This window comes from Mesorhizobium sp. M0119, from assembly GCF_040322615.1.
GTDB lineage: Bacteria > Pseudomonadota > Alphaproteobacteria > Rhizobiales > Rhizobiaceae > Mesorhizobium.
This window is the reverse complement of sequence record NZ_JAMYTU010000021.1, coordinates 1-22,814: the sequence shown is the minus strand read 5'-3', so window position 1 is coordinate 22,814 and position 22,814 is coordinate 1. Positions and strand designations below refer to the sequence as shown.

Here is a 22,814-nt window from a genome sequence, read left to right as displayed (position 1 = left end):
GGGCCTGATGGGCGCCTATATACTGCGCCGCATCCTGTTGATGATCCCGACCCTGTTCGGCATCATGGCGGTGTCATTTGCCGTCATCCAGTTTGCTCCGGGCGGGCCGGTCGAGCAGGTCATCGCCAGACTGACCAACCAGGGCGGCAGCGATCGCCTCGGCGGCGGCGGGGGTGATGCCGGCGGCGCCAATTTCGATGTGGCCGGCGACGTCGGCTCGAAATATCGCGGCGCGCAAGGGCTCGATCCGGAATTCATCAAGAAGCTGGAGAAACAATTCGGCTTCGACAAGCCGCCGCTCGAGCGCTTCGGCATGATGCTGTGGAACTATCTCCGTTTCGATTTCGGCGACAGCTATTTCCGCGACATATCGGTGCTCGACCTGATCCTGGAAAAGATGCCGGTGTCGATCTCGATCGGGCTATGGATCACGCTTTTGTCCTATTTGATCTCGATCCCGCTTGGCATCCGCAAGGCAGTCAAGGACGGCTCCACCTTCGATGTCTGGACCAGCGGCGTCGTCATCGTCGGCTACGCCATTCCGGGTTTCCTGTTCGGCATATTGCTGATGGTGCTGTTTGCCGGCGGCTCGTTCTGGGACTGGTTTCCGTTGCGCGGAATCACCTCGGACAATTGGGACCAATTGTCATGGCCGGCGCGGATCGGCGACTATTTCTGGCACATGACCTTGCCGTTGACGGCGCTGGTGCTGTCGGCCTTCGCCACGACGACGCTTTTGACCAAGAATTCCTTCCTCGAGGAAATCCGCAAGCAATATGTGGTCACCGCCCGCGCCAAGGGCCTGTCGGAACGGCGGGTGCTCTACGGCCACGTCTTTCGCAACGCCATGCTGATCGTCATCGCCGGCTTCCCCGGTGCCTTCATCTCGGCCTTCTTCACCGGTTCGCTGCTGATCGAGAACATCTTTTCGCTCGATGGGCTCGGCCTGCTCGGCTTCAACTCGGTCGTGCAGCGCGACTATCCGGTGGTCTTCGCCAATCTCTACATCTTCTCGCTGCTTGGCCTGTTCGTCGGGCTGTTGTCCGACCTGATCTACACCTGGGTCGATCCGCGCATCGATTTCGAGCGGAGAGACGTCTGATGGCGCAGGCCACAGCCGAAACGGCGCCGGCACGGATCGCGCGGCCCTTTCTGTCGCCGCTTAACCAGCGGCGCCTGCAGAACTTCAAGTCCAACCGGCGCGGCTACTGGTCGTTGTGGATCTTCCTGTTCCTGTTCGTGCTGTCGCTGGGTTCGGAACTGGTCGCCAACGACAAGCCGATCATCGCCTCCTACAAGGGCGAGATCCTGTTTCCCGTCCTGGTCGCCTATCCCGAGGAGAAGTTCGGCGGCTTCTATGCGGTCACCGACTACCGCGACCCGGTCATCCAGGACGAGATCAATGCCAATGGCTGGATGATCTGGCCGCCGGTGCGCTACTCCTACCAAACCGTCAACAACTCCATTCCAGAGGCAGCACCGACAAAGCCGTCCTGGCTCTACGACAAGAAAACGCGCTGCAACCAGTATCCGAAAGGCGAGGCGGACCCCAATTGCATCGTCGGCAACTGGAACTGGCTCGGCACCGACGACCAGGCCCGCGACGTGCTGGCGCGCGTCATCTACGGGTTCAGGGTCTCGGTGCTGTTCGGCCTGATCCTGACCGCCGGCTCGGCGCTGATCGGCGTGGCGGCCGGCGCCTTGCAGGGCTATTTCGGCGGCTGGACCGACCTTCTGTTCCAGCGCTTCATCGAGATCTGGTCGGCCATCCCGGTGCTGTATCTGCTCTTGATCGTCGCTGCCATCCTGCCGCCCGGCTTCTTCATCCTGCTCGGGCTGATGCTGCTGTTTTCCTGGGTGGCGCTGGTCGGCGTGGTGCGGGCCGAGTTCCTGCGCGCCCGCAACTTCGAATATGTCAATGCGGCGCGCGCGCTCGGCGTGTCCAACATCACCATCATGTTCCGGCATCTGCTGCCCAATGCCATGGTGGCGACGCTGACCTTCCTGCCCTTCCTGCTCAGCGGCTCGATCTCGACGTTGACCTCGCTCGACTATCTCGGCTTCGGCCTGCCGCCCGGCTCCGCCTCGCTCGGCGAGCTGTTGAAGCAGGCGCAGCGCAATCTCAACGCGCCATGGCTCGGCATTTCCGGCTTCGTCGTCATCTCGCTGATGCTGTCGCTGTTGGTCTTCGTCGGCGAGGCCACGCGCGACGCCTTCGATCCGCGCAAGACGTTCAGATGAGGGCGATGCGGGCTGGCATTCGGCATGTTATATTCCCGAGAATGGCAATCCGGACAAAAGCGGACGTATCCTCAAGGCGTTGGGGAAGGAAAGGGTTATGAATAGGGTCATCCTTGAACACTACCCGGCATCGAAGCTCCCGGATGAACTGCGAAAAGGCATAGCTCCGAGCGCTTCGGTCAAAGTGACAGTGGAAGAGGAGGCCAACAGGCCTCTTGGCCGCGAACAATTGCTTGAACTCATGCGGAATGCTCAGGCCAACGCGCCGGGAACAAGCCTCGACGAGGCTGTCGCGCGTGTTCGTGCCCTCCGCGATGAGTGGGAGGATTGATGGCTGCAGTCCGGATTTATGTCGATACCAACATTTTCATCTATGCCTTTGAAAACAACGATGCGCTTGCAAAAAAACTGCTTCAGGTCATTTCACTGAACGAGGGCAGAAAGCAGCCTTTCCTGACGACGAGTGAGATCGTCCTCGCAGAGTTGATGGTCGATCCCTTGAGAAAGAACAATGAGCGACTGATCGAACTCTACGACAATATATCAATCGGCAACGCGTTCATCTCAATTGGGGCGGTAACTCGCGAGGTTCTCTGGCACGCAGCACAGTTGCGTTCGGAATTCGTTTCCTTGAGATTACCGGACGCGATCCATCTCTCCACAGCGATGCACTTCGGCTGCACCCAATTTCTGAGTGCGGACACGAGATTGAAAGAGACCTATTCTATCGCACCAAATCGTCTCGTCCCCCCTCAAATGGCAGCCAAAATTTCGATCATACGACCGGAAATTTCCGCCTTGGACAGGGTTGTCGCGGAAGTCGAGCCATGACCGCCCCTCTCCTTTCCGTACAAGACCTCAGCGTCGCCTTCACGCAAGGCGGTAACCAGTCGATCGCCGTCGACCATATTTCCTTCGATCTCGCCAAGGGCGAGACGGTCGCGCTGGTCGGCGAGTCCGGCTCCGGCAAGTCGGTCACCGCGCTGTCGGTGCTGAAGCTGCTGCCCTATCCGACCGCCAGCCACCCGTCGGGAAAGATCCTGTTCCTCGGCGCCGACCTGCTTGCCGCGGACGAGAGAGACCTGCGCCGCGTGCGCGGCAACAAGATCACCATGATCTTCCAGGAACCGATGACGTCGCTCAACCCGCTGCACACGATCGAGCAGCAGATCGTCGAGGTGCTGAAGCTGCACCAGGGCCTGGGGGACCGCAAAGCCAAGGCGCGCACGCTGGAACTTCTACACGAGGTCGGCATCCGTGAACCGGAGAAACGGCTCGACGCCTATCCGCACCAGCTTTCCGGCGGCCAGCGCCAGCGCGTCATGATCGCCATGGCGCTGGCCAACGAGCCTGAACTGTTGATCGCCGACGAGCCGACGACGGCGCTCGACGTCACCGTCCAGGCGCAGATCCTCGAACTGCTCGCCGGCCTGAAAAGCCGCAAGAACATGTCGATGCTGTTCATCACCCACGATCTCGGCATCGTCAGGAAGATCGCCGACCGGGTCTGCGTGATGACCAAGGGCAAGATCGTCGAGACCGGCCCGACCAAGGAGATATTCGCCAATCCGCAGCACGCCTATACAAGGCATCTGCTTGCCGCCGAGCCGAAAGGCAAGCCGCCGGCGGCCAATGAAGCCGCCAAGCCGGTGATGGTCGGCAAGGACGTCAAGGTCTGGTTCCCGATCAAGAAGGGCTTCTTCCGGCGTACCGTCGACAATGTGAAGGCGGTCGACGGCATCGATGTCACCGTGCGGGCCGGACAGACGCTTGGCGTCGTCGGCGAATCCGGCTCAGGCAAGACGACGCTCGGCCTGGCGCTGGCCAGGATGATCTCGTCGACCGGGGCCATCCAGTTCAACGGACGCGGCATCGATCAGCTGTCCTTCAACGAAATGCGGCCGTTGCGGCGCGAGCTGCAGATCGTCTTCCAGGATCCGTTCGGCTCGCTCAGCCCGCGCATGTCGATCGCCGAGATCATCGAGGAAGGGTTGAAGATCCACGAGCCGAAACTGTCCCCCGATGCGCGCGACGAGCGCGTCGTCGACGTGCTGAAGGAAGTCGGCCTCGATCCGGCGACGCGCAACCGCTATCCGCACGAATTCTCCGGCGGCCAGCGCCAGCGCGTCGCAATCGCGCGCGCCATGGTGCTCAACCCGCGTTTCGTCATGCTGGACGAGCCGACCTCGGCGCTCGACATGAGCGTGCAGGCGCAGGTCGTCGACCTCTTGCGCAGCCTGCAGGCCAAGCACGACCTCGCCTACCTCTTCATCAGCCACGATCTGAGGGTCATCCGCGCGCTCGCCAACGAAGTCATCGTCATGCGCAATGGCAGGATCGTCGAAGCCGGACCTTCCGAGCAGATTTTTGGCAACCCGCGGACCGACTATACAAAGGCGTTGATCTCGGCCGCCTTCAAGATCGAAACGGCGCCGGTCGGCATCGTCAGCGAGTAGATTTTCGCCAGAGATCATGCGCAAAATCAAAACGCTGCCGCGCCCTTGCGCGTCGGGACGCGAACGCTGTTGGTAAAAAGGGAAAAACAATCCGCAATGGAAAAAGGCCGCATCCTGCTTGCCCTCACCGGTATCCATCCGCTGCGCTGGCGCGAGCTGCTGTCGGCGGAACGCGAAGTGGTGCTCGAGCCGAATGGCGCCGGCGATCCCTCGATCACCTACGCGGTGGTGTGGAAACAGCGGCCGAACCTGTTGTCGTCGCTGCCCAATCTGCGGGCCATCTTCTCGATCGGCGCCGGCGTCGACCACATCTTCGCCGATCCCACCTTGCCCGACGTACCGGTCGTCAAGGTGGTAGCCGACAACCTTACCCAGTACATGACCGAATACGTCGTCTGGCGGGTGCTCGACCACCATCGCCAGGGCATGCTCTACCGCGCCCAGCAGCAGAAGAAGATCTGGCACGAACCGCAGCAGCGGCCGGCCGGCGACATCTCGGTCGGCATCATGGGGCTCGGCACGCTTGGCCGCGCCGCGGCATCGGTGCTGTTGTCGCTCGGCTTTCCCGTTAATGGCTGGTCGCGCAGCGACCGGCCGATGCAAGGCGTCTCGACTTACGCGGGCGAGGCCGGCCTGATCCCGTTCCTCAACGCCACCGACATCCTGGTGGTGCTGCTGCCGCTGACGCCACAGACGCACGGCATCATCAACCACGGCGTGCTGAAGGAGCTGCGCAAGCGCAACGGGCTCGGCGGCTCGGTGCTGATCAATGCCGGGCGCGGCAGGCTGCAGAAGGACGCCGACATTTTGCGCGCGCTGGACGACGGCACGCTGAAGGAAGCCAGCCTCGACGTGTTCGAGGTCGAGCCGCTGCCGAAGACCAGCCCGCTATGGAGCCACCCGAAAGTGTTCGTGACGCCGCACGCGGCGGCAACCTCCGATCCGGTCCACCTGGCGCCGATCATGCTGCGCCAGATGGATGCTTTCGAGCGCGGCGAAGCGCTGGAAAATGTGGTGGACCGCAACGCGGGATATTGATTTTCTAGAGCGCCGCTTCCCGGTCTCAGCCCCAGCCGAGCGGCACGTAGTCGATCTCCATAAACGCCGCGACCTCCGGGTTCCAGCGGTCGCGGACGAAGGCGACGTGGTCGGGATGGTCGTTGTAGCCGGAATAAGCCCGCTGATCGGCGAACTCCATCGAGAAGCCGAAGCGGTAGTCGTTCTTGGGGCTGACCTGCCGCAACTGCTCGAAATGCGTGACGCCCTTTATCGCCGTGAGGATCCTCTTGGCGTCGGTGAGGAACCTTTTTTCCTCGAGCGAATGCGGCGGGTGTTTCAGCGTGAACACGACGGTGTGACGGATCATTTTCTGCTCCTGCGATGTCGATCCTGCTATGCGCTGTCGGCCCAGGCGCGGATCAGGTTATAGGCGATCGCCCCCTTTGGCGGCGTCACCAGGCCGCCCGGATGCTCGCGGGCCAGCATCGAGAGCACCTCGTCGCGAAAGAACCAGCGGCAATCTTCCAGCTCGTTGAGGTCGGGCTGGATATCGTCGTTGAGCGGTTCGCCGAAGCAGCCGATCATCAGCGAATAGGGGAACGGCCAGGGCTGGCTGGCGTGGTAGACGACGCGGCCGAGCCTGATGCCGGCTTCCTCCAGCGTTTCGCGGCGCACCGCCGCCTCGATCGTCTCGCCCGGCTCGATGAAACCGGCGAGCGCCGAATACATGCCGGGCCCGAAATGCCGGCCGCGGCCGAGCAGGCATTTTTCGGGCGTCGCCGTCAGCATGATCGCCACCGGGTCGGTGCGCGGAAAGTGCTCTGTGCCGCAGGCCGGGCAATGCCGCTTGTAACCGCCCGCCCGCATCTCGGCTTCGGTGCCGCATTTGCTGCAGAAGCGATGGCTGGCATGCCAGGCGAGCAGCGCCGCCCCTTGCGCCAGCGCGCCGGCCGCCGCTTCGTCGATCAGCCCCTGCATATAGACCGAGCGATAGTCGATCGCCTTGATCGTCTCGGGAAGCTGCTCGGGCTCGACCCCGGCCGGCACCGCCAGCACCGGGCCGCTTTCGGAAAAACCGAGCAGGACGCCGTTTTCGAGTGATGCTTCGAGCGGCCGGCTTTCGGCCGCGCCGAACCAGGGATCGAATGCACCTTGCGCAAGCTTCAGATAGAGCCGGCCGCCACGCATCAGCAAAAGCCGCGCCGAGGGATCGGCGAGCGCCTTTTCGACGGAATCGTCGGCGCGGTTTTCGGACTGCCGATCGATAATGTTGCCGGCGAAACCGACGAACTGGCTCGGCTCGCGCAAGGGCGCGTCAAACAGGCGAAAGCTCATGCAGACTCGGGAAGGTTCAAGGTGGACACGGGAGAGGCTTATAGCGCTGCCTTGATCTTTTCCGCAAACTTGCGAAGGTCGGAGCGCTGATAGGGCTCGCGCAGGCCGTGCCCCCACACCGGACCGGGCCAGCCGGGATCGCCTTCCGAGCGCGCAATGACATGTACATGCAACTGGCGCACGATGTTGCCGAGTGCGCCGGTGTTGATCTTGGTGCAGCCGGTCACCCGCTTCAGCGCCAGCGCCACCATGTTGGTCTCGAAGGTCAGCATCGCCTGATCGAGCGGCGTCATATCGTGGATTTCCTCGATGCCCGGCCGCTGCGGCACCAGCAGCAGCCACGGCCAGCGGCGGTCGTTCATGACGCGCAATTCGCACAGGCCGAGCCACATCAGCTGTTCGCTGTCGGCTTCCAGCTGGGCGTCAAGCGCGAATCCGGCCTTGAGGCCCGGCAGCATCGGCGTTTCCCTCACTTTTTGACGTTTTTTGAACTCCATCGACGCTAGAGCGGCTTCCGAAGGGCCGCAAGGGGCAGCAAGCAACATTGGCCGTCGTGGCGCTGATTGTGCGCGAAGAAGGGAGGGCCCGGGCAAATTGCATCAGGTTGGCGCTGCCCCGCCGAGGTCGACATTTTGATCACGGCCACATTTTGTTCTTGCTTTGTGCCGGCAGCTATGCTACTGATCTCGCTATGGTGATTATTCGCACCAACGACCCGCCCGCCGAGGCGGGTTTTTGGTTTCAGCTGTCGTCGTCGCTCACGACCTCTATCATCCGCACTTGCATTTCATCGCCGGATTGCCGATATGGAGGCTGGGAGGTTGGTGGTGGACGGTCCACTCGCCAACCGGGTCAGGTCCGGAAGGAAGCAGCCCTAACGAGCCCGGAACGGGTCATTGTTCCAGCCTCCCGCCTCTTCGCCTTTTGCCCCGACATTGACGGCGCCAAGCCGTGCGGGCGAAACTATGCGCAGGAATCGGCCGCCTCCAGTGGCAGCCCTTGGAGCTTAACGGGCGAATGAGCGAAGCCGGAAACGAGGCCGGGAAATTGGACAAGCCTGCCGCCTATCGCGTGCTGGCGCGCAAATACCGACCGTCGAATTTCTCCGAGCTGATCGGCCAGGAGCCGATGGTCCGCACGTTGACCAATGCCTTTGCCACCGGCCGCATCGCCCAGGCCTGGATGCTGACCGGCGTGCGCGGCGTCGGCAAGACGACGACCGCGCGCATCCTCGCCCGGGCCCTGAACTACAAAACATCGACGGTCGACCAGCCTTCCGTCGACCTTGCCGTGCTTGGCGAGCATTGCCAGGCGATCATGGAAGGCCGCCATGTCGACGTCATCGAGATGGACGCCGCCTCGCATACCGGCATCGACGATATCAGGGACATCATCGAGCGCGTGCGCTACGCCCCGGTGTCGGCGCGCTACAAGGTCTACATCATCGACGAAGTGCATATGCTTTCCAACCAGGCCTTCAACGGCCTGCTGAAGACGCTGGAAGAGCCGCCGCCGCACGTCAAGTTCATCTTCGCCACCACCGAAATCCGCAAGGTCCCGATCACCGTCCTGTCGCGCTGCCAGCGTTTCGACCTCAGGCGCATCGATGCGGCAATGATCAAGGCCGACCTTGCCAGGATAGCCGGTCTGGAGGGCATCGAAGTCGAAGACGATGCGCTGGCGATGATCGCGCGTGCGGCCGAAGGCTCGATGCGCGATGCGCAGTCGATCCTCGACCAGGCGATCGCCCATGGCGGCGGCGCGGTCAGCGCCGAAGCGGTGCGTGCCATGCTGGGCCTCGCCGACCGTGCCCGCATCGTCGACCTGTTCGAACATGTCATGAAGGGCGACGTCGCCGCCGCGCTTGCCGAATTCCGTGCGCAGTACGATACGGGCGCCGATCCTGCCGCTGTGCTGACCGACCTTGCCGAGTTCAACCATCTGGTCACCCGTCTGCGTTTCGTGCCGGGTGCCGTCGACGACGCCTCGCTGTCCGAGGACGAGCGCCGGCGCGGCGCCGATTTCGCCAGCACGCTGTCGGTCAAGGTGCTGTCGCGGACGTGGCAGATGCTCTTAAAAGGCATTCCCGAGGTGCAGACCTCCAACCGCCCGGTCAGCGCCGCCGAGATGGTGCTGATCCGGCTGGCCCATGCCGCCGACCTGCCGACGTTGGACGAGGCCCTGAAATCGCTGGAGAACGGCGGTACCCTGCCGGGCGCCGCGCCGCGCGCGAATGGCACGCCGGCAAGCCCCGGCCCTGCAAACCATGCGCCTGCAAGCGGTGGTACCGGCGCTGTGGCGCAGACGCGGATGCCGACGGCCAATGGCGGCGCGCAGACGATGCGCCTGGTCGAGGCAGAGCCGGTGCCGACCAACTTCGTTGCTCCGCCGGAGCCGGCGGTCGAGGCGCCGCCGGTGCCGGTGAAATCGCTGGCCGATATTGTCGCCCTTGCCGACGCCCAGCGCGACATGGCCTTCAAGGTGCTGGTGAAGCGTTGCGTGCGCCTGGTGCGCATCGAGCCCGGCCGTATCGACGTCAGCCTGACCGACGATGCGCCGAAGATGCTGCTCAATGATTTGACCGCCAAGCTGCGCGCCTGGACCGGCCGGAACTGGCTGGTGTCGCTGTCGAAGGAAGAGGGCGGCCAGACCTTGGCCGAGATGGAATCGACAAAGCGCGAAAACGCCTTCCTCGATGCCAAGAGCGACCCGACGGTCGCCGCCATCCTGGCGCGTTTTCCCGGCGCCAAGATCATCGACGTGCGCATTCCCGACGCGCCGGAAGCCGATGCGGCCGAGGCCGAAGTGCCGGACGAGCCGCCGGCCGACGACGACGAAACCTGAACAACCAGCACCAACTGCAAAGGACCGTGCGATGAAAGATCTTCTTGGCCTGATGGGCAAGGCAAAGGAAATGCAGGCCAAGTTCCAGGCCATGCAGGATGAGATCGCCACGCTGGAAGCCACCGGGCAGGCCGGCGGCGGCCTGGTCAGCGTGACGCTGACCGGCAAGTTCGAGATGAAGTCGCTGAAGATCGACCCGGCGCTGTTCAAGGAGGACGAGGTCGAGATTCTCGAGGACCTGCTCCTCGCTGCCCACAACGACGCCAGGACCAAGGTCGAGCAGACCATGCAGGAGAAGACCAAGGCGCTGACCGCGGGACTACCGATCCCCCCGGGAATGAAGCTGCCGTTCTAGGCTAATGCATGTCGCGCAAAAGTGTGCAGCGGTTTTGCGATAACGACATGCATCAAAATAAGAACCTAAAACGCGTCGCATGAGGCCGGTCGAACGCGACGCGCTTTTAGTCAAATCGGGATGCCGTTACAGTGGCCGAAGCGTGCAGGGGCCCAACGCTTGCTGACCAGCCGGCTGTGTCTATTGGGCAACGCCCCCCACTTAATAACGCTTTAGCCATCTTTTTGCCTGAAAGTGTCTCATTCTTGCCGCAACCAGGGGCGGGCTGGCAGCAGAATGAGGGGACGCCTGTTTGATCTCTACCCGATGGAAGACGCCGTTGCGGCTCGGCGTCGTTATCTCGCCGCTGTTTTTGGCCGCTTGCAGTCAGACCGCCTCGCACGGCATGTCCAGCCTGACCAATGCCATCACGCCGAGTTTCCTGAGCTCGCGCTCCTACAATTCCACACCCAAGGAGAAGGAATGCCTGGAACGGGCGATGTTCTTCGAATCCAACCGCTCGAGCCGTGACGGCATGATTGCGGTCGGCACGGTGGTGATGAACCGGCTGCGGTCCGGCAAGCACGGCAACACCATCTGCGAAGTGGTTGGCGAGCGCGGGCAGTTCGCGCCGGGCGTCATGACACGGCCGATGAATTCGAAGGCGATGCCCGATGTCGAGGAAGCCGCCGCGGCGGTGCTCAAGGGCGAGCGCAAAGCCAAGCTGAAGAACACAATGTATTTCCACACCGCCGGCCTGCGCTTCCCCTACAAGAACATGCACTACACCATGGTCGCCGGCGGCAATGCCTTTTATGAAAAGCGCGGCCGCAACTGGCAGCCACTGCCGGACGAGCCCGTGGTTGCCGTTGCCCAGGCCAAGCCGCAAGCGCCTGCCGCTCAGGCCATACTTGTCGCCTCGGCGGAGCCGGCACGCGAGGCCAAGCCGACATTCGCCAAGGCAACCTATGTGACCGCCGCTGCATCGCTGCCGGCAAAGCAGACCCGGGTGACTACCGGAATGGCGACCTCGGAGAGGGCGACGGCGGAGAAGCCGATGCTTGTGGCGCTGCAAGAACCAATGCAGGAACCGGATGCGGCCCGTTTTGGCGGGACCGTGAGCGCCCGCCCTGTCACCTCCTTCCAGGCCGCGCCGGCGGAGCCGACAATGTCGTTCGAGGCGACGCCCGAGAACACCGACGCCATCGGCGCGATGATCGCCGGCCAGACCCGGCCGCTGGAAGAAAACTGAGGCGGTCAACGTCGGCGCCGCCCCTCATCTGGCTGCCGCCATCTTCTCCCCGTATAGTGACGGGGAGAAGGACGCCTTTGCCAAGGATTTCGCCAATTTCCGGCGCTGCAAAAAGAGTGCCGAGGTTGCGGTCAGCCCTTTCTCCCCGTCACTATACGTGGAGAAATGCCCGGCAGGGCAATGAGGGGCGGCGCCGACCTGAAGCAATCGCGTTCCAGCAGCAGTTCTTGCGCGTCCGAGGACGCTGTTCCAAAATCCGTTGAAAAATCCTAAACCGGTGCGATGTCGAAGCGAATCGCCGGTCCCGAGATCGAACGCCTGATCCAGCTGCTGGCCAAGGTGCCGGGGCTCGGTCCGCGTTCGGCACGCCGCGCCGCGCTCCACCTCATCAAGAAGAAGGAGCAGCTGCTGGCGCCTCTCGCCGCCGCCATGGGCGAGGCAGTCGACAAGGTGCGCATCTGCTCGACCTGCGGCAATGTCGATACCTCCGATCCATGCATGATCTGCACCGACCCGCGCCGCGACCCCACTACGCTCATCGTTGTCGAGGACGTGGCCGACCTTTGGGCGCTGGAGCGGGCGACCGCCATGAACGTGCGTTATCATGTGCTCGGCGGTACGCTGTCGCCGCTCGACGGCATTGGTCCTGATGAGCTCAACATCCGTTCGCTGGTCGATCGCGTCGCCGGCGGCGAGGTCAAGGAAGTGATCCTCGCCGTCAACGCCACCGTCGAGGGCCAGACCACCGCGCACTACCTCACCGACCAGCTTTCCGGCTTCGACATCAAGGTGACACGGCTGGCGCATGGCGTTCCGGTCGGCGGCGAGCTCGATTATCTCGACGAAGGCACGCTGGCCGCCGCACTGCGCTCACGGACTGTGTTTTGAGGCGAGTTGCGAGGAGGAGGCCCGGATGATGACTGCAAACTTGGCACTCCGTCCCACCCCCCTCTGTCCTGCCGGACATCTCCCCCTCAAGGGGGGAGATTGGCTGTCATGCCTGCTTTCGCCAACTTTCAGCGCTGCAAAACTGGCGACGAGATCGAAACTGCCAATCTCCCCCCAAGTGGGGGAGATGTCCGGCAGGACAGAGGGGGGCGCGACAGAACGCAACTTTCGCAACCTCGTCTTTGCATTTCTTCTAGCCGCGCTAACCAGCCTTTTCATTTCCACTCCCGCCTCCGCCGCACCAATCGACGACCAGTTCCGCGCCTGGCTTGGCAACGACCTCTGGCCCGAAGCCAAGGCCAAAGGCATCTCCAAGAAAACCTTCGATGCCGCCTTCGACGGCGTCAAGCCGAACCTCAAGCTGCCCGACCTGGTGAAGCCGGGCAAGAGGGCGACGACGCCGCAGAAGCAGCATCAGGCCGAGTTCGGTTCGCCCGGCGCCTATTTCGCCGAAAGGATAGTCCGAGCGGTGACCGCCGGCGGCCGCACCCGCGAGGCGGCCAACGCTAGGACTCTTGCCGCGATCGAGAAACGCTACGGCGTGCCTGGCGAAGTGCTGCTGGCGATCTGGGGCCGCGAGAGCGGCTTCGGCGCGGCGAAGCTGCCTTATGACGCCTTCGAGGTGCTGGGCACCAAGGCGTTCATGTCGACGAAGAAGGCGTTCTTCCGCACCGAGCTCTTGGCGGCGCTCGAGATCGTCGAGCGCGGGCTTGCCCCGGTCGGCGCGATGAAATCGTCCTGGGCCGGCGCGCTTGGCCAGCCGCAATTCATGCCGACGTCGTTCCTCAAGCATGCCGTCGATTTCGACGGCGACGGCCGCACCGACATCTGGAATTCGACGCCCGACATACTGGCATCGATCGCCAATTATCTCGTGCATTATGGCTGGGTCAGGGGCCGCGGCTGGGGCTTCGAGGTGACGGTGCCGGACAGCGTCTCGTGCTCGCTCGAAGGTCCCGACCAGGGCAGGAAGATTTCGCAATGGGCTGATATGGGCATCAGGCGTGTGTCGGGCAAACCGTTTCCGGCGAGCGAACTGAAAGCCGAGGGCTTTCTTTTGATGCCGGCGGGACGCAGCGGCCCGGCCTTCATTGTCACCCCCAATTTCTACGTGCTGAAGCAGTATAACACCAGCGATCTCTATGCCCTGTTCATCGGCCATGGCGCCGATCGCATCGCCCATGGCGACAGCAATTTCTCGGGCAATTGGGGCGCAGTCGGCGGGCTCTACCGCTCCGACATCGCCGCCCTGCAGCGGGCGCTGGAGGCAAAGGGTTATGATGTCGGCAGTGCCGACGGCCTGCCCGGCTTCAAGACGCGCCGCTCGATCGGCAAATGGCAGGCCAGCAACGGCCGTTCCGCTACCTGCTTTCCCGACGCCGACCTGGTTACCGCGCTGAAATAGCCGGGTTTTCGCACCGCCGGTCTGGCCCAATCAACCGTTCTGCAAATGCTCGTTGCCGCGCTCGAAACCGCCGGATATGGTGAGCCGGAACTGCACAAAAAATTGCCTAGACAACGGTCCGGGGATCACCGTTCGACGCGGCAAGAAATGCCACAACCCTGAGCCGGGAACTCAGGTCAACAAAAACAGGGAACAGTTAAAATGATGATGGAAAAGTTTGCTCTACGCGCCCGCTTCTTGCTCGCGGGCGCGGCAATGTCCGCGCTGCTTCTGGCCGGTGCGCCTGCCTTCGCGGTCACGCCCGCCGACACGCTGGTCGAGGGTTTCGCCATCGACGACATCATCTCCATGGATCCGGGCGAGGCATTCGAATTGTCGACCGCCGAAGTCACCGGCAACACCTATGATCTTCTGGTGCGCCTCGACCTCAGCGACACCTCCAAAGTCAAGGGCGATCTCGCGGAAAGCTGGAGCGTCTCCGACGATGGCCTGACCTACACATTCAAGCTCAAGCCCGGCCTCAAATTCGCTTCCGGCAATCCGATCACGGCGGCGGACGTCGCCTATTCGTTCGAGCGCGCCATCAAGCTCGACAAGAGCCCGGCCTTTATTATCGGCCAGTTCGGCATCGATGGCGGCAACGTCACCGAGAAGGCCAAGGCTGTTGATGATACGACGTTCCAGTTCACCGTCGACAAGGCCTATGCGCCGAGCTTCGTGCTGAACTGCCTGTCGGCGACGGTCGCCTCGGTCGTCGACGCCAAGCTGGTCAAGGAGCATGTCGCCGCGGTCACGCCGAGCGCCGATTACAAATGGGACAATGATTTCGGCAATGCCTGGCTAAAGACCGGCTATGCCGGCTCCGGTGCCTTCAAGCTGCGCGAATGGCGCGCCAACGAGGCCGTCGTCCTCGAGCGCAACGACAATTACAACGGTGAAAAGGCAAAGCTTGCGCGGGTCATCTATCGCAACATGAAGGAAAGCTCCGGCCAGCGTCTGGCGCTGGAAGCCGGCGACATCGACGTTGCCCGCAATCTCGAACCGAACGATCTCGACGCCATCGCCAAGAATGCCGACCTCACCACCACCAGCGCGCCGAAGGGCACGGTCTATTACATCAGCCTCAATCAGAAGAACGCGAACCTCGCCAAACCCGAGGTTCGCCAGGCGTTCAAATATCTGGTCGACTACGATGCCTTGAGCACGACCATCCTCAAGGGCATCGGCGAGATCCACCAGACCTTCCTGCCCAAGGGCGTGCTCGGCGAACTGGACGAGAACCCGTTCAAGCTCGACGTCGCCAAGGCCAAGGACCTGCTTGCCAAGGCGGGTCTCGCCGACGGCTTCAGCGTCACCATGGACGTGCGCACCGGGCAGCCGACGACGGGCATGGCGGAATCGATCCAGCAGACGCTGGGACAGGCCGGCATCAAGCTGGAGATCATCCCCGGCGACGGCAAGCAGACGCTGACCAAATACCGCGCTCGCAACCACGACATCTATATCGGCCAGTGGGGCCAGGACTATTTCGACCCGAATTCCAATGCGCAGACCTTTGCCAGCAACCCGGACAATTCGGATGAAGGCAAGACCAAGACGCTGGCCTGGCGCAACGCCTGGGACATTCCGGACCTGACCAAGCAGACCGAAGCCGCACTGCTCGAGAAGGACGCGGCCAAGCGCGCCGCAATGTACCAGGATCTAGAGAAGAAGATCCTCGATACCAGCCCCTTCGTCATCATCCACCAGCAGCTGGAAGTGGCCGGCCTGCGCAAGAACCTCAAGGGTTTTGCGCTCGGCCCGAGCTTCGACACCAACTTCGTCGGCCCCGTCTCGAAGGAGTGACGGCGGCGGACGCGCCGTATGAGTGTGGCTGAAAGCGAAGCGATGGCAGGGCGCGGCGGCGCCCGCGCCGTTGCCGTGGCCTCATCGATCGCCAGGTTCCTGGTCATCGCGATAACGACCTATCTCGGTCTGCTCGCGGTGACCTTCTTCATCGGCCGCGTGATCCCGATCGACCCGGTGCTGGCGGTGCTCGGCGACCGGGCGCCGGCCAATGTCGTCGAACGCACGCGCCGCGAGATGGGCCTCGACTTGCCGCTCGTCGAGCAGTTCTACATCTATGTCAAACATGCCCTGAACGGTGATTTCGGCACATCGGTGCTGACCACCAATCCGGTGATGACCGATATTCGCCGCGCCTTTCCCGCGACGCTCGAACTGGCGACGCTGGGGACACTGATCGGTTCGGTGATCGGCGTGCCGCTCGGCGTGCTGGCTGCGGTGCGGCGCGGCAGCATCATCGATCAGATCGTGCGGATCATCGGCTTGGTCGGCTATTCCGTGCCGATCTTCTGGCTGGGACTGCTGGCATTGGTGCTGTTCTATGCCAAGTTGCAGTGGGTCGCCTTTCCCGGCCGCCTCGACGTCGTCTACGAGTACACGTTCACGCCGGTTACCGGCTTTTACCTGCTGGATGCACTCTGGCAGCGGCAGTGGGACGTATTTGCCGATGCCTTCCGCCACATCATCCTGCCTGCCTCGCTGCTCGGCTATTTCTCGCTCGCCTACATCAGCCGCATGACGCGCTCCTTCATGCTGAACGAACTCACCCAGGAATACATCGTCGCGGCGCGCGCCAAGGGCCTGTCGGAAACGCGCATCATCTGGGGCCATGCGCTGCGCAACGCCGCGGTGCCGATGGTTACGGTGATCGCTCTGTCCTATGCCGGGCTGCTCGAAGGATCGGTGCTGACCGAGACGGTGTTTTCGTGGCCGGGCATCGGCCTCTACATCACCAACTCGCTGCAGAACGCCGACATGAATGCTGTGCTTGGCGGCACCATCATCATTGGCTCGGTCTTCATCGCCATCAACCTATTCTCCGACCTGCTCTACCGGGTGCTTGACCCAAGGACCAAGGCGGGATGAGCACCGAAGCGATTCAAACCCGCCGCGACTGGCTGCTCAGCGAGCGGCCGGCGTCGCGCGTGCAGGCAAGGCTCGGCCGCGCCTATGTGGCATGGCGGCGCTTTTCCGCCAACCGGCTGGCATTCATCGGCCTGCTCATCATCATCGCGCTGCTGGTGGTCGCGGCCTTCGCCGATGTGCTGGCGCCCTATTCGCCGACATTCGGCGACCTCAAGGGCTCGCGGCTGCTGGCGCCGAGTGCCGCGCACTGGTTCGGCACCGACGATCTCGGCCGCGATATCTATTCGCGCATCATCTTCGGCTCGCGCTGGACACTCTACGTCGTCATTCTGGTTGCCATAATCGCTGCGCCCATCGGCTTGCTGGTCGGCACCGTCGCCGGCTATGCCGGCGGCTGGACCGATGCGATCCTGATGCGCATCACCGACATCTTTCTCGCCTTTCCGAAGCTGATCCTGGCGCTGGCCTTTGTCGCCGCGCTCGGCCCCGGCATCGAAAATGCCGTGCTCGCCATCGCCATCACCTCGTGGCCGCCCTATGCCCGCATCGCGCGCGCCGAAACGCTGACGGTGCGCAATTCCGATTACATCAACGCGGTGCAGCTGATGGGCGCCTCGCCGTTCCGCATCGTGCTTCGCCACATAATGCCGCTCTGCATCTCCTCGCTGATCATCAGGGTGACGCTCGACATGGCCGGCATCATCCTGACCGCCGCCGGCCTCGGCTTCCTCGGCCTCGGCGCGCAGCCGCCGCTGCCGGAATGGGGCGCGATGATCGCGTCGGGCCGCCGCTTCGTGCTCGACCAGTGGTGGGTGGCGGGCGCACCGGGCTTTGCCATCCTCATCGTCAGCCTCGGCTTCAACCTGCTCGGCGACGGCCTGCGCGACGCGCTCGACCCCCGAAGCGGTGACCAATGAGCACGCTTCTCGAAGTCGACGACCTGCGCGTTACCTTCCCGACGCGCACCGGCCTGATCGAGGCGGTGCGCGGCGTTTCCTTCTCGCTCGGCCGCGAGCGGCTCGGCATCGTCGGCGAGAGCGGTTCGGGCAAGTCGCAGACCGGCCGCGCCATCATGGGCGTCACCCCGCCGCAGGCCGAGGTGACCGCGAAGACGCTCGCTTTTGACGGCATCGATCTGCTCGCAGCCTCGCCCCGCGACCGCCGCGCGCTGCGCGGCAAGCGTATCGCCATGATCCTGCAGGACCCGAAATATTCGCTCGACCCGGTGATGAGCATCGGCCGCCAGATCGTCGAGACGCTGCGCACGCATGAGAAGGTCTCCAAGGCCGAGGCTCGAGACCGCGCGCTGGCCATGCTGGAGGCTGTGCAGATCCGCGATCCGGCCCGTGTCTTCGACCTGCATCCGCATGAGGTCTCCGGCGGCATGGGCCAGCGCGCCATGATCGCCATGATGCTGATCGCCGGGCCGGAAATGATGATCGCCGACGAGCCGACCTCGGCACTCGACGTCACCGTGCAGCTCGACGTGCTCGGCATCCTCGACCGGCTGGTCAGCGAGCGGGGCATGGGGCTGATTTTCATCTCGCACGATCTGCGCCTGGTCTCGTCTTTCTGCGACCGGGTGATCGTCATGTATGCCGGCAAGGTCGTCGAACAGCTCAAAGCCTCGGAGCTCGGCCGCGCCCAGCATCCCTATACACGCGGCCTGCTCAACTGCATGCCCAAGATCGGCGCCGACCGTCACCCGCTGCCGGTGCTCGACCGCAAGCCGGAGTGGGCGGCATGACGGCAGCCCTTTCCGTCGACAGGCTGGAGGTGATGTTCGACCGCTTCCGCGCGCTGAAAGGCGTCAGCCTCGAGGTGCAATCCGGTGAATCGTTCGGCCTCGTCGGCGAGTCCGGCTCCGGCAAGTCGACGCTGCTCAGGGCAATCGCCGGCCTGGCGCCGGCCGCCTCAGGCACCATCACCGTCAACGGCAAAACGCTCGGCGCGCACCGCGACAAGGCGTTCTACCGCGAGGTGCAGATGGTGTTCCAGGACCCGTACGGCTCGCTACACCCGCGCCAGACCGTCGACCGCCTGCTGCAGGAGCCGCTCGCCATTCACGGCTTCGCCGACGGCGAAAAGCGCATCCAGCGGGCACTCGACGAGGTCGGCCTGGGCACCGGTTTCCGCTTCCGCTATTCGCATCAATTGTCCGGCGGCCAGCGCCAGCGCGTAGCGATCGCCCGTGCCTTGATCCTCGAACCGTCGATCCTGCTGCTCGACGAGCCGACCTCGGCGCTCGACGCTTCGGTGCAGGCCGAGGTGCTGAACCTGCTGGAGGAGATCCGGCGCCGCCGCAAGCTGACCTTCCTGATGGTCAGCCACGACCTAGCCATCATCACCCACATGTGCGAGCGGCCGATGGTGATGCAGAACGGCGAGGCGGTCGAAAATCTGGCGGCGGACGATCTTGTCGAACGCCGTGTCACCAAGGATTATACGCGCAATTTGCTGAGGGCCAGCGAGGGGTTCGTGAGGACGTAGCTTCGATCGCTTGCGTTGCGTTCCCGCCCACCCCCCTCTGTCCGGCAGGCCAGAGGGGGGCGGGAACTCGGCGATCGTGTTTTGCGGCTCAGGCCGCTCCAACTTCCGGCACCGTTTCCGCTTGGGCGCCGGCGCCCTCCGCCTCTTTCGGCTCCTTGATCCTGAACCACGTCACATAGAGCGCTGGCAGGAACAGCAGTGTGATCGCCGTGCCGGCGATGATGCCGCCCATCATGGCATAGGCCATCGGCCCCCAGAACACTTCGCGTGCGATCGGGATCAGCGCCAGGCTCGCGGCCGCCGCTGTCAGCGCGATCGGCCGCATGCGATGCTCGGTCGCCTCGATGACGGCGGCCCAGCGGTCCTTGCCCTCGTTCACAAGATCCTCGATCTGGACGATCAGGATGACAGAATTGCGGATCAGGATACCGATCAGCGCCAGCACGCCGAGGATGGCAACGAAGCCGAGCGGTGCCCCGCTCGGCACCAGCGCGGCCACCACGCCGATCAGGCCGAGCGGCGCCACCGCCACGACCAGGAACAGGCGCTGGAAGCTCTGCAACTGCACCATGAGGATGGTCGCCATGATGAACAGCATCAGCGGCACCACGGCGGCTATCGGCCCCTGGCTGTTGGCGCTTTCCTCGACCGAGCCGGCGGTGGCGATCGAATAGCCCGGTGGCAATTTGGCGATGAAGGCGTCGACCGACGGTTTCACCTCGTTGACCACGGTAGCGGGCAGCACGTCGCCGACCAGCCCGGCGCGCACGGTGATGGTCGGGATGCGGTCGCGGCGCCACACCGTCGGCTGTTCGAGCTCGTAGCGGAAGTTCGCCACCGCGGCCAGCGGGATCGCCTCGCCGGTTCCGGTTGGCAATTGCATGTTCTGCAGTGTGCCGATCGAACCCCGTTCGGCCTCGCGCGAACGGGCCACCACATTGATCAGATAGGTCGCGTCGCGCACCTGGGTGATGGTGGAGCCGCCGACCGTGCTGTTCAGCGCGCTGGCGATATCCGAAGAGGTGATGCCGAGTTGCCGTGCCTTGTCCTGCAGCACGTCGACCCTCAGCACGCGCTCGGGTTCGTTCCAGTCGAAGGTGGGTGCGGCCAGCTGCGGATTGGCGGAAATGATGCCGGCGAATTCTTGCGCCAGTGTCCGTACCGTTTGGACGTCAGGACCGCCGACGCGGTACTGCACCGGCCGCCCGACCGGCGGCCCGAGTTCGAGCGGCTTGACGAAGGCGTCAGTGCCGACGAACTCGTCGCGCAGCAGCTTTTCGAGCGCCGGCTTGACCCGATTGCGCGCCTCGATGCTCTTGGTGACGATGACGGTCTGGCCGAAATAGGGATTGGCCGGTTGCACGTCATAGGCCAGCACGAAGCGAACCGCGCCCTGGCCGATATAGGAGCTGAAGTGGTCGATATCGGGATTGCGGACCAGCGCCCGCTGTTCGAATCGCTCCATCTGGTCCCGGGTCTCGGCAATTGAGGAGTTCTGCGGCAGATTCCAGTCGACGATCAGTTCGGGACGGTCGGATGGTGGAAAGAACTGCTGCTGGACGAGGCCAAAGCCGGCCAGCGACGCCGCGAACAACAGCCCCGTGGCGATGATGGTCAGCCAGTGATGGCGCACCGAGCCGACGAGGACGCGCCGGAACAGCGCGGTGAAGCGGCCGGGCTTTTCGTGGTGCTGCTTCATCGTCGCCGGCAGGACGGTGACGCCGAGCAGCGGCGCAAACAGCACCGCGACGATCCATGACACCAGGAGCGAAACGGCGATGACGACGAACAGCGTGAAAGTGTATTCGCCGGCGGCGCTGTTGTTGAGGCCGATCGGAATGAAGCCCGCGACCGTCACCAGCGTGCCGGTCAGCATCGGAAAGGCGGTCGAGGTATAGACATAGGTCGCCGCCTTGCGCAGATTGTCGCCGACCTCCAGCCGCGCCACCATCATCTCCACCGCGATCATGGCATCATCGACCAGAAGGCCGAGCGAGATGATCAGCGCGCCCAGCGAAATGCGCTGCAGCGATATGCCGAGATAGGCCATGACCGTGAAGGTGATGGCCAGCACCAGCGGGATCGACAGCGCCACGACGAAGCCGGCGCGCATGCCGAGGCTGATGAAGGACACGGCAAGCACGATGGCGACCGCCTCGAACAGGGCGCGCGTGAAACCGGAAACCGCCTCCTCGACGATGACAGGCTGGTCGGCGACCAGATGCACGCCGACGCCGACCGGCAGGTCGGCCAGTACCTTGTTCATCTCCTCGTGCAGGGCCTGGCCGAACTCCAGCAGATTGGCATTGGGCTTCATGCCGATGGCAAGGCCGATCGCGTCCTGCCCGTTGAAGCGGAACAAGACCGTCGGCGGGTCGACATAGCCGCGCGAAATCGTCGTCACGTCGCTCAGCCGGAAGAAGCGATCGTTGACGCGCAAATTGATGGCGCGAAGGCTCTCTTCCGAGGTGAACTGGCCGCCGACGCGCACACTGATGCGCTCCGGCCCGGACTGGATGACGCCGGATGGGGTGATTGCGTTCTGCGCCTGCAGGCTGGCCACGATCGCTTGCTGGTTGAGGCCGAGGGCCGCGATCTGGCGGGTCGAGAATTCGAGGTAGATCGCTTCGTCCTGGGCACCGACCAGATCGACCTTGCCGGCATTCGGCACGGTCAGGATCTTTGTCCTGACATCCTCGACATAGTCGCGCAACTGGCGCGGCGTCAGCCCGTCGGCGGTGAAGGCATAGATGTTGCCATAGACGTCGCCGAAGCGGTCGTTGAAGAATGGTCCCTGCACGCCTTGCGGAAACTGCGCCCAGATGTCGTTGACCATGTTGCGCACCTGCAGCCAGGTCGGCACGACATCGCGCGCCTTGGTCGTCGGCTTCAGGTTGACGAAGATGACGGTCTTGCCGGCAGAGGTGACGGATTTGGTATAGTCGAGGCTGTCGAGCTCTTCGAGCTTCTTCTCGATGCGGTCGGTCACTTGCCGCACCGTCTCGTTGACCGATGCGCCCGGCCAGTTGGCCTGGATGACCATGGTCTTGATGGTGAAGGCGGGGTCTTCCTCGCGGCCGAGATTGAGATAGGCAAAGACGCCGGCCACGACGAAGACCAGCATGAAATACCACACCAACGAGCGATGGCTCAGCGCCCAGTCGGAGAGGTTGAAGCCCTTCATATGGCCTCGCCCTCAGAGATCTTGACCTTCTGTCCCTCGGTCAGGCTGTGGACGCCGGCGGTGACGACGCGCATGCCTGCATTGAGGCCCTCGGCGACTGTGAAAGTGGCGGCACCCTTGGCGGCAATTTTGACGTCACGGGCACTCACGCTCGACGTCTGCTGGTCGACGATCCAGACCTTTTCTCTGCCGTTCTTCTCCAGCAGCGCCGACAGCGGCAACTCGATCGTCGGCGTGATCTTGACCATGCGGGTCGCCGTCACCGTCGAACCAAGCCTGAATGCCGGCGGCGGATCGATGAGCATCAGCCGGACGCGGCGGGTGCGGGTCGAACCTTCGGCCTGCGGGGCGATCTCGCTCAGCATGGCGACGCTGCGTATAGTCGGCAGCCATTT

At 63.6% G+C, this 22,814-nt stretch carries 21 protein-coding genes and 1 other RNA gene; 17 read left to right on the top strand and 5 right to left on the bottom strand.

Annotation, left to right across the window (positions count from 1 at the left end):
* Nucleotides 1–7: 7 nt before the first annotated feature.
* The 6 genes from NKJ40_RS19745 (at nucleotide 8) to NKJ40_RS19720 (ending at nucleotide 5,735) form a co-directional block, all read left to right on the top strand.
* Nucleotides 8–1,102 carry a microcin C ABC transporter permease YejB gene (locus NKJ40_RS19745; protein ID WP_292662264.1) on the top strand — a complete coding sequence of 365 codons (1,095 nt, stop codon included), beginning with the start codon at nucleotides 8–10 and terminating at the stop codon, nucleotides 1,100–1,102.
* The gene (locus NKJ40_RS19740) at nucleotides 1,102–2,241 is read left to right on the top strand and encodes an ABC transporter permease (RefSeq protein WP_352467472.1); all 1,140 of its coding nucleotides are present in this window, start codon (nucleotides 1,102–1,104) and stop codon (nucleotides 2,239–2,241) included. The genes NKJ40_RS19745 and NKJ40_RS19740 overlap by 1 nt, the downstream gene beginning before the upstream one ends.
* 97 nt (nucleotides 2,242–2,338) lie before the next feature.
* On the top strand, nucleotides 2,339–2,572 hold the full coding sequence (locus NKJ40_RS19735) for a hypothetical protein (RefSeq protein ID WP_236379202.1): 234 nt from the start codon (nucleotides 2,339–2,341) through the stop codon (nucleotides 2,570–2,572).
* Nucleotides 2,572–3,072, top strand: a complete 501-nt coding sequence (locus NKJ40_RS19730) for a type II toxin-antitoxin system VapC family toxin (protein ID WP_352467471.1) — start codon at nucleotides 2,572–2,574, stop codon at nucleotides 3,070–3,072. Before NKJ40_RS19735 ends, NKJ40_RS19730 begins: the two co-directional genes overlap by 1 nt.
* Nucleotides 3,069–4,697, top strand: a complete 1,629-nt coding sequence (locus NKJ40_RS19725) for an ABC transporter ATP-binding protein (protein WP_352467470.1) — start codon at nucleotides 3,069–3,071, stop codon at nucleotides 4,695–4,697. The genes NKJ40_RS19730 and NKJ40_RS19725 overlap by 4 nt, the downstream gene beginning before the upstream one ends.
* 96 nt (nucleotides 4,698–4,793) lie before the next feature.
* A complete protein-coding gene (locus NKJ40_RS19720; RefSeq protein WP_352467469.1) occupies nucleotides 4,794–5,735 on the top strand; it encodes a 2-hydroxyacid dehydrogenase in 942 nt (313 codons plus the stop codon).
* 25 nt (nucleotides 5,736–5,760) lie between these two features.
* Here the strand turns inward: NKJ40_RS19720 and NKJ40_RS19715 are convergent, their stop codons facing one another.
* The 3 genes from NKJ40_RS19715 to NKJ40_RS19705 are packed head-to-tail and all read right to left on the bottom strand — an operon-like array spanning nucleotide 5,761 to nucleotide 7,489.
* On the bottom strand, nucleotides 5,761–6,063 hold the full coding sequence (locus NKJ40_RS19715; protein ID WP_352467468.1) for a Dabb family protein: 303 nt from the start codon (nucleotides 6,061–6,063) through the stop codon (nucleotides 5,761–5,763).
* Nucleotides 6,064–6,089: 26 nt separating this feature from the next.
* Entirely contained in the window at nucleotides 6,090–7,031 is a 942-nt protein-coding gene (nudC, locus tag NKJ40_RS19710; protein WP_352467467.1) for an NAD(+) diphosphatase, read from the bottom strand.
* A 38-nt stretch (nucleotides 7,032–7,069) separates the two neighbouring features.
* Nucleotides 7,070–7,489, bottom strand: a complete 420-nt coding sequence (locus tag NKJ40_RS19705) for an HIT family protein (RefSeq protein ID WP_352467466.1) — start codon at nucleotides 7,487–7,489, stop codon at nucleotides 7,070–7,072.
* Between the two features lie 358 nt (nucleotides 7,490–7,847).
* On the opposite strand from NKJ40_RS19705, the gene ffs reads away from it, so the two are divergent.
* From ffs to NKJ40_RS19650, 11 genes are all read left to right on the top strand, one after another.
* Nucleotides 7,848–7,944, top strand: an RNA gene (gene ffs, locus NKJ40_RS19700) — signal recognition particle sRNA small type.
* Between the two features lie 104 nt (nucleotides 7,945–8,048).
* Nucleotides 8,049–9,875, top strand: coding sequence for a DNA polymerase III subunit gamma/tau (locus NKJ40_RS19695; protein WP_352467465.1), 1,827 nt, complete (start codon nucleotides 8,049–8,051; stop codon nucleotides 9,873–9,875).
* A 31-nt stretch (nucleotides 9,876–9,906) separates the two neighbouring features.
* Entirely contained in the window at nucleotides 9,907–10,230 is a 324-nt protein-coding gene (locus tag NKJ40_RS19690) for a YbaB/EbfC family nucleoid-associated protein (RefSeq protein WP_292662242.1), read from the top strand.
* Nucleotides 10,231–10,522: 292 nt separating this feature from the next.
* Nucleotides 10,523–11,461: a cell wall hydrolase gene (locus tag NKJ40_RS19685; protein ID WP_352467464.1), complete on the top strand. Its 939-nt coding sequence runs from the start codon at nucleotides 10,523–10,525 to the stop codon at nucleotides 11,459–11,461.
* A gap of 282 nt (nucleotides 11,462–11,743) precedes the next feature.
* A complete protein-coding gene (gene recR / locus NKJ40_RS19680; RefSeq protein WP_352448580.1) occupies nucleotides 11,744–12,349 on the top strand; it encodes a recombination mediator RecR in 606 nt (201 codons plus the stop codon).
* A 187-nt stretch (nucleotides 12,350–12,536) separates the two neighbouring features.
* A complete protein-coding gene (locus NKJ40_RS19675) occupies nucleotides 12,537–13,814 on the top strand; it encodes a lytic murein transglycosylase (RefSeq protein WP_352467463.1) in 1,278 nt (425 codons plus the stop codon).
* A 201-nt stretch (nucleotides 13,815–14,015) separates the two neighbouring features.
* Nucleotides 14,016–15,659: an ABC transporter substrate-binding protein gene (locus NKJ40_RS19670; protein WP_352467462.1), complete on the top strand. Its 1,644-nt coding sequence runs from the start codon at nucleotides 14,016–14,018 to the stop codon at nucleotides 15,657–15,659.
* Between the two features lie 18 nt (nucleotides 15,660–15,677).
* Nucleotides 15,678–16,745 (top strand): ABC transporter permease, encoded by a 1,068-nt coding sequence (locus NKJ40_RS19665; RefSeq protein WP_352467461.1) that lies wholly within the window; start codon nucleotides 15,678–15,680, stop codon nucleotides 16,743–16,745.
* A complete protein-coding gene (nikC, locus tag NKJ40_RS19660; RefSeq protein WP_352467460.1) occupies nucleotides 16,742–17,662 on the top strand; it encodes a nickel transporter permease in 921 nt (306 codons plus the stop codon). The genes NKJ40_RS19665 and nikC overlap by 4 nt, the downstream gene beginning before the upstream one ends.
* Nucleotides 17,659–18,492, top strand: a complete 834-nt coding sequence (locus tag NKJ40_RS19655; RefSeq protein ID WP_352467459.1) for an ABC transporter ATP-binding protein — start codon at nucleotides 17,659–17,661, stop codon at nucleotides 18,490–18,492. The genes nikC and NKJ40_RS19655 overlap by 4 nt, the downstream gene beginning before the upstream one ends.
* Nucleotides 18,489–19,235, top strand: a complete 747-nt coding sequence (locus NKJ40_RS19650) for an ABC transporter ATP-binding protein (RefSeq protein WP_352467458.1) — start codon at nucleotides 18,489–18,491, stop codon at nucleotides 19,233–19,235. The genes NKJ40_RS19655 and NKJ40_RS19650 overlap by 4 nt, the downstream gene beginning before the upstream one ends.
* An 88-nt stretch (nucleotides 19,236–19,323) precedes the next feature.
* On the opposite strand, the gene NKJ40_RS19645 is transcribed toward NKJ40_RS19650, so the two are convergent.
* Both NKJ40_RS19645 and NKJ40_RS19640 read right to left on the bottom strand, forming a co-directional pair.
* The gene (locus NKJ40_RS19645) at nucleotides 19,324–22,419 is read right to left on the bottom strand and encodes an efflux RND transporter permease subunit (RefSeq protein WP_352467457.1); all 3,096 of its coding nucleotides are present in this window, start codon (nucleotides 22,417–22,419) and stop codon (nucleotides 19,324–19,326) included.
* The coding region (locus NKJ40_RS19640) for an efflux RND transporter periplasmic adaptor subunit (protein WP_352467456.1) at nucleotides 22,416–22,814 on the bottom strand (399 nt) is incomplete at its 5' end. The genes NKJ40_RS19645 and NKJ40_RS19640, both read right to left, overlap by 4 nt.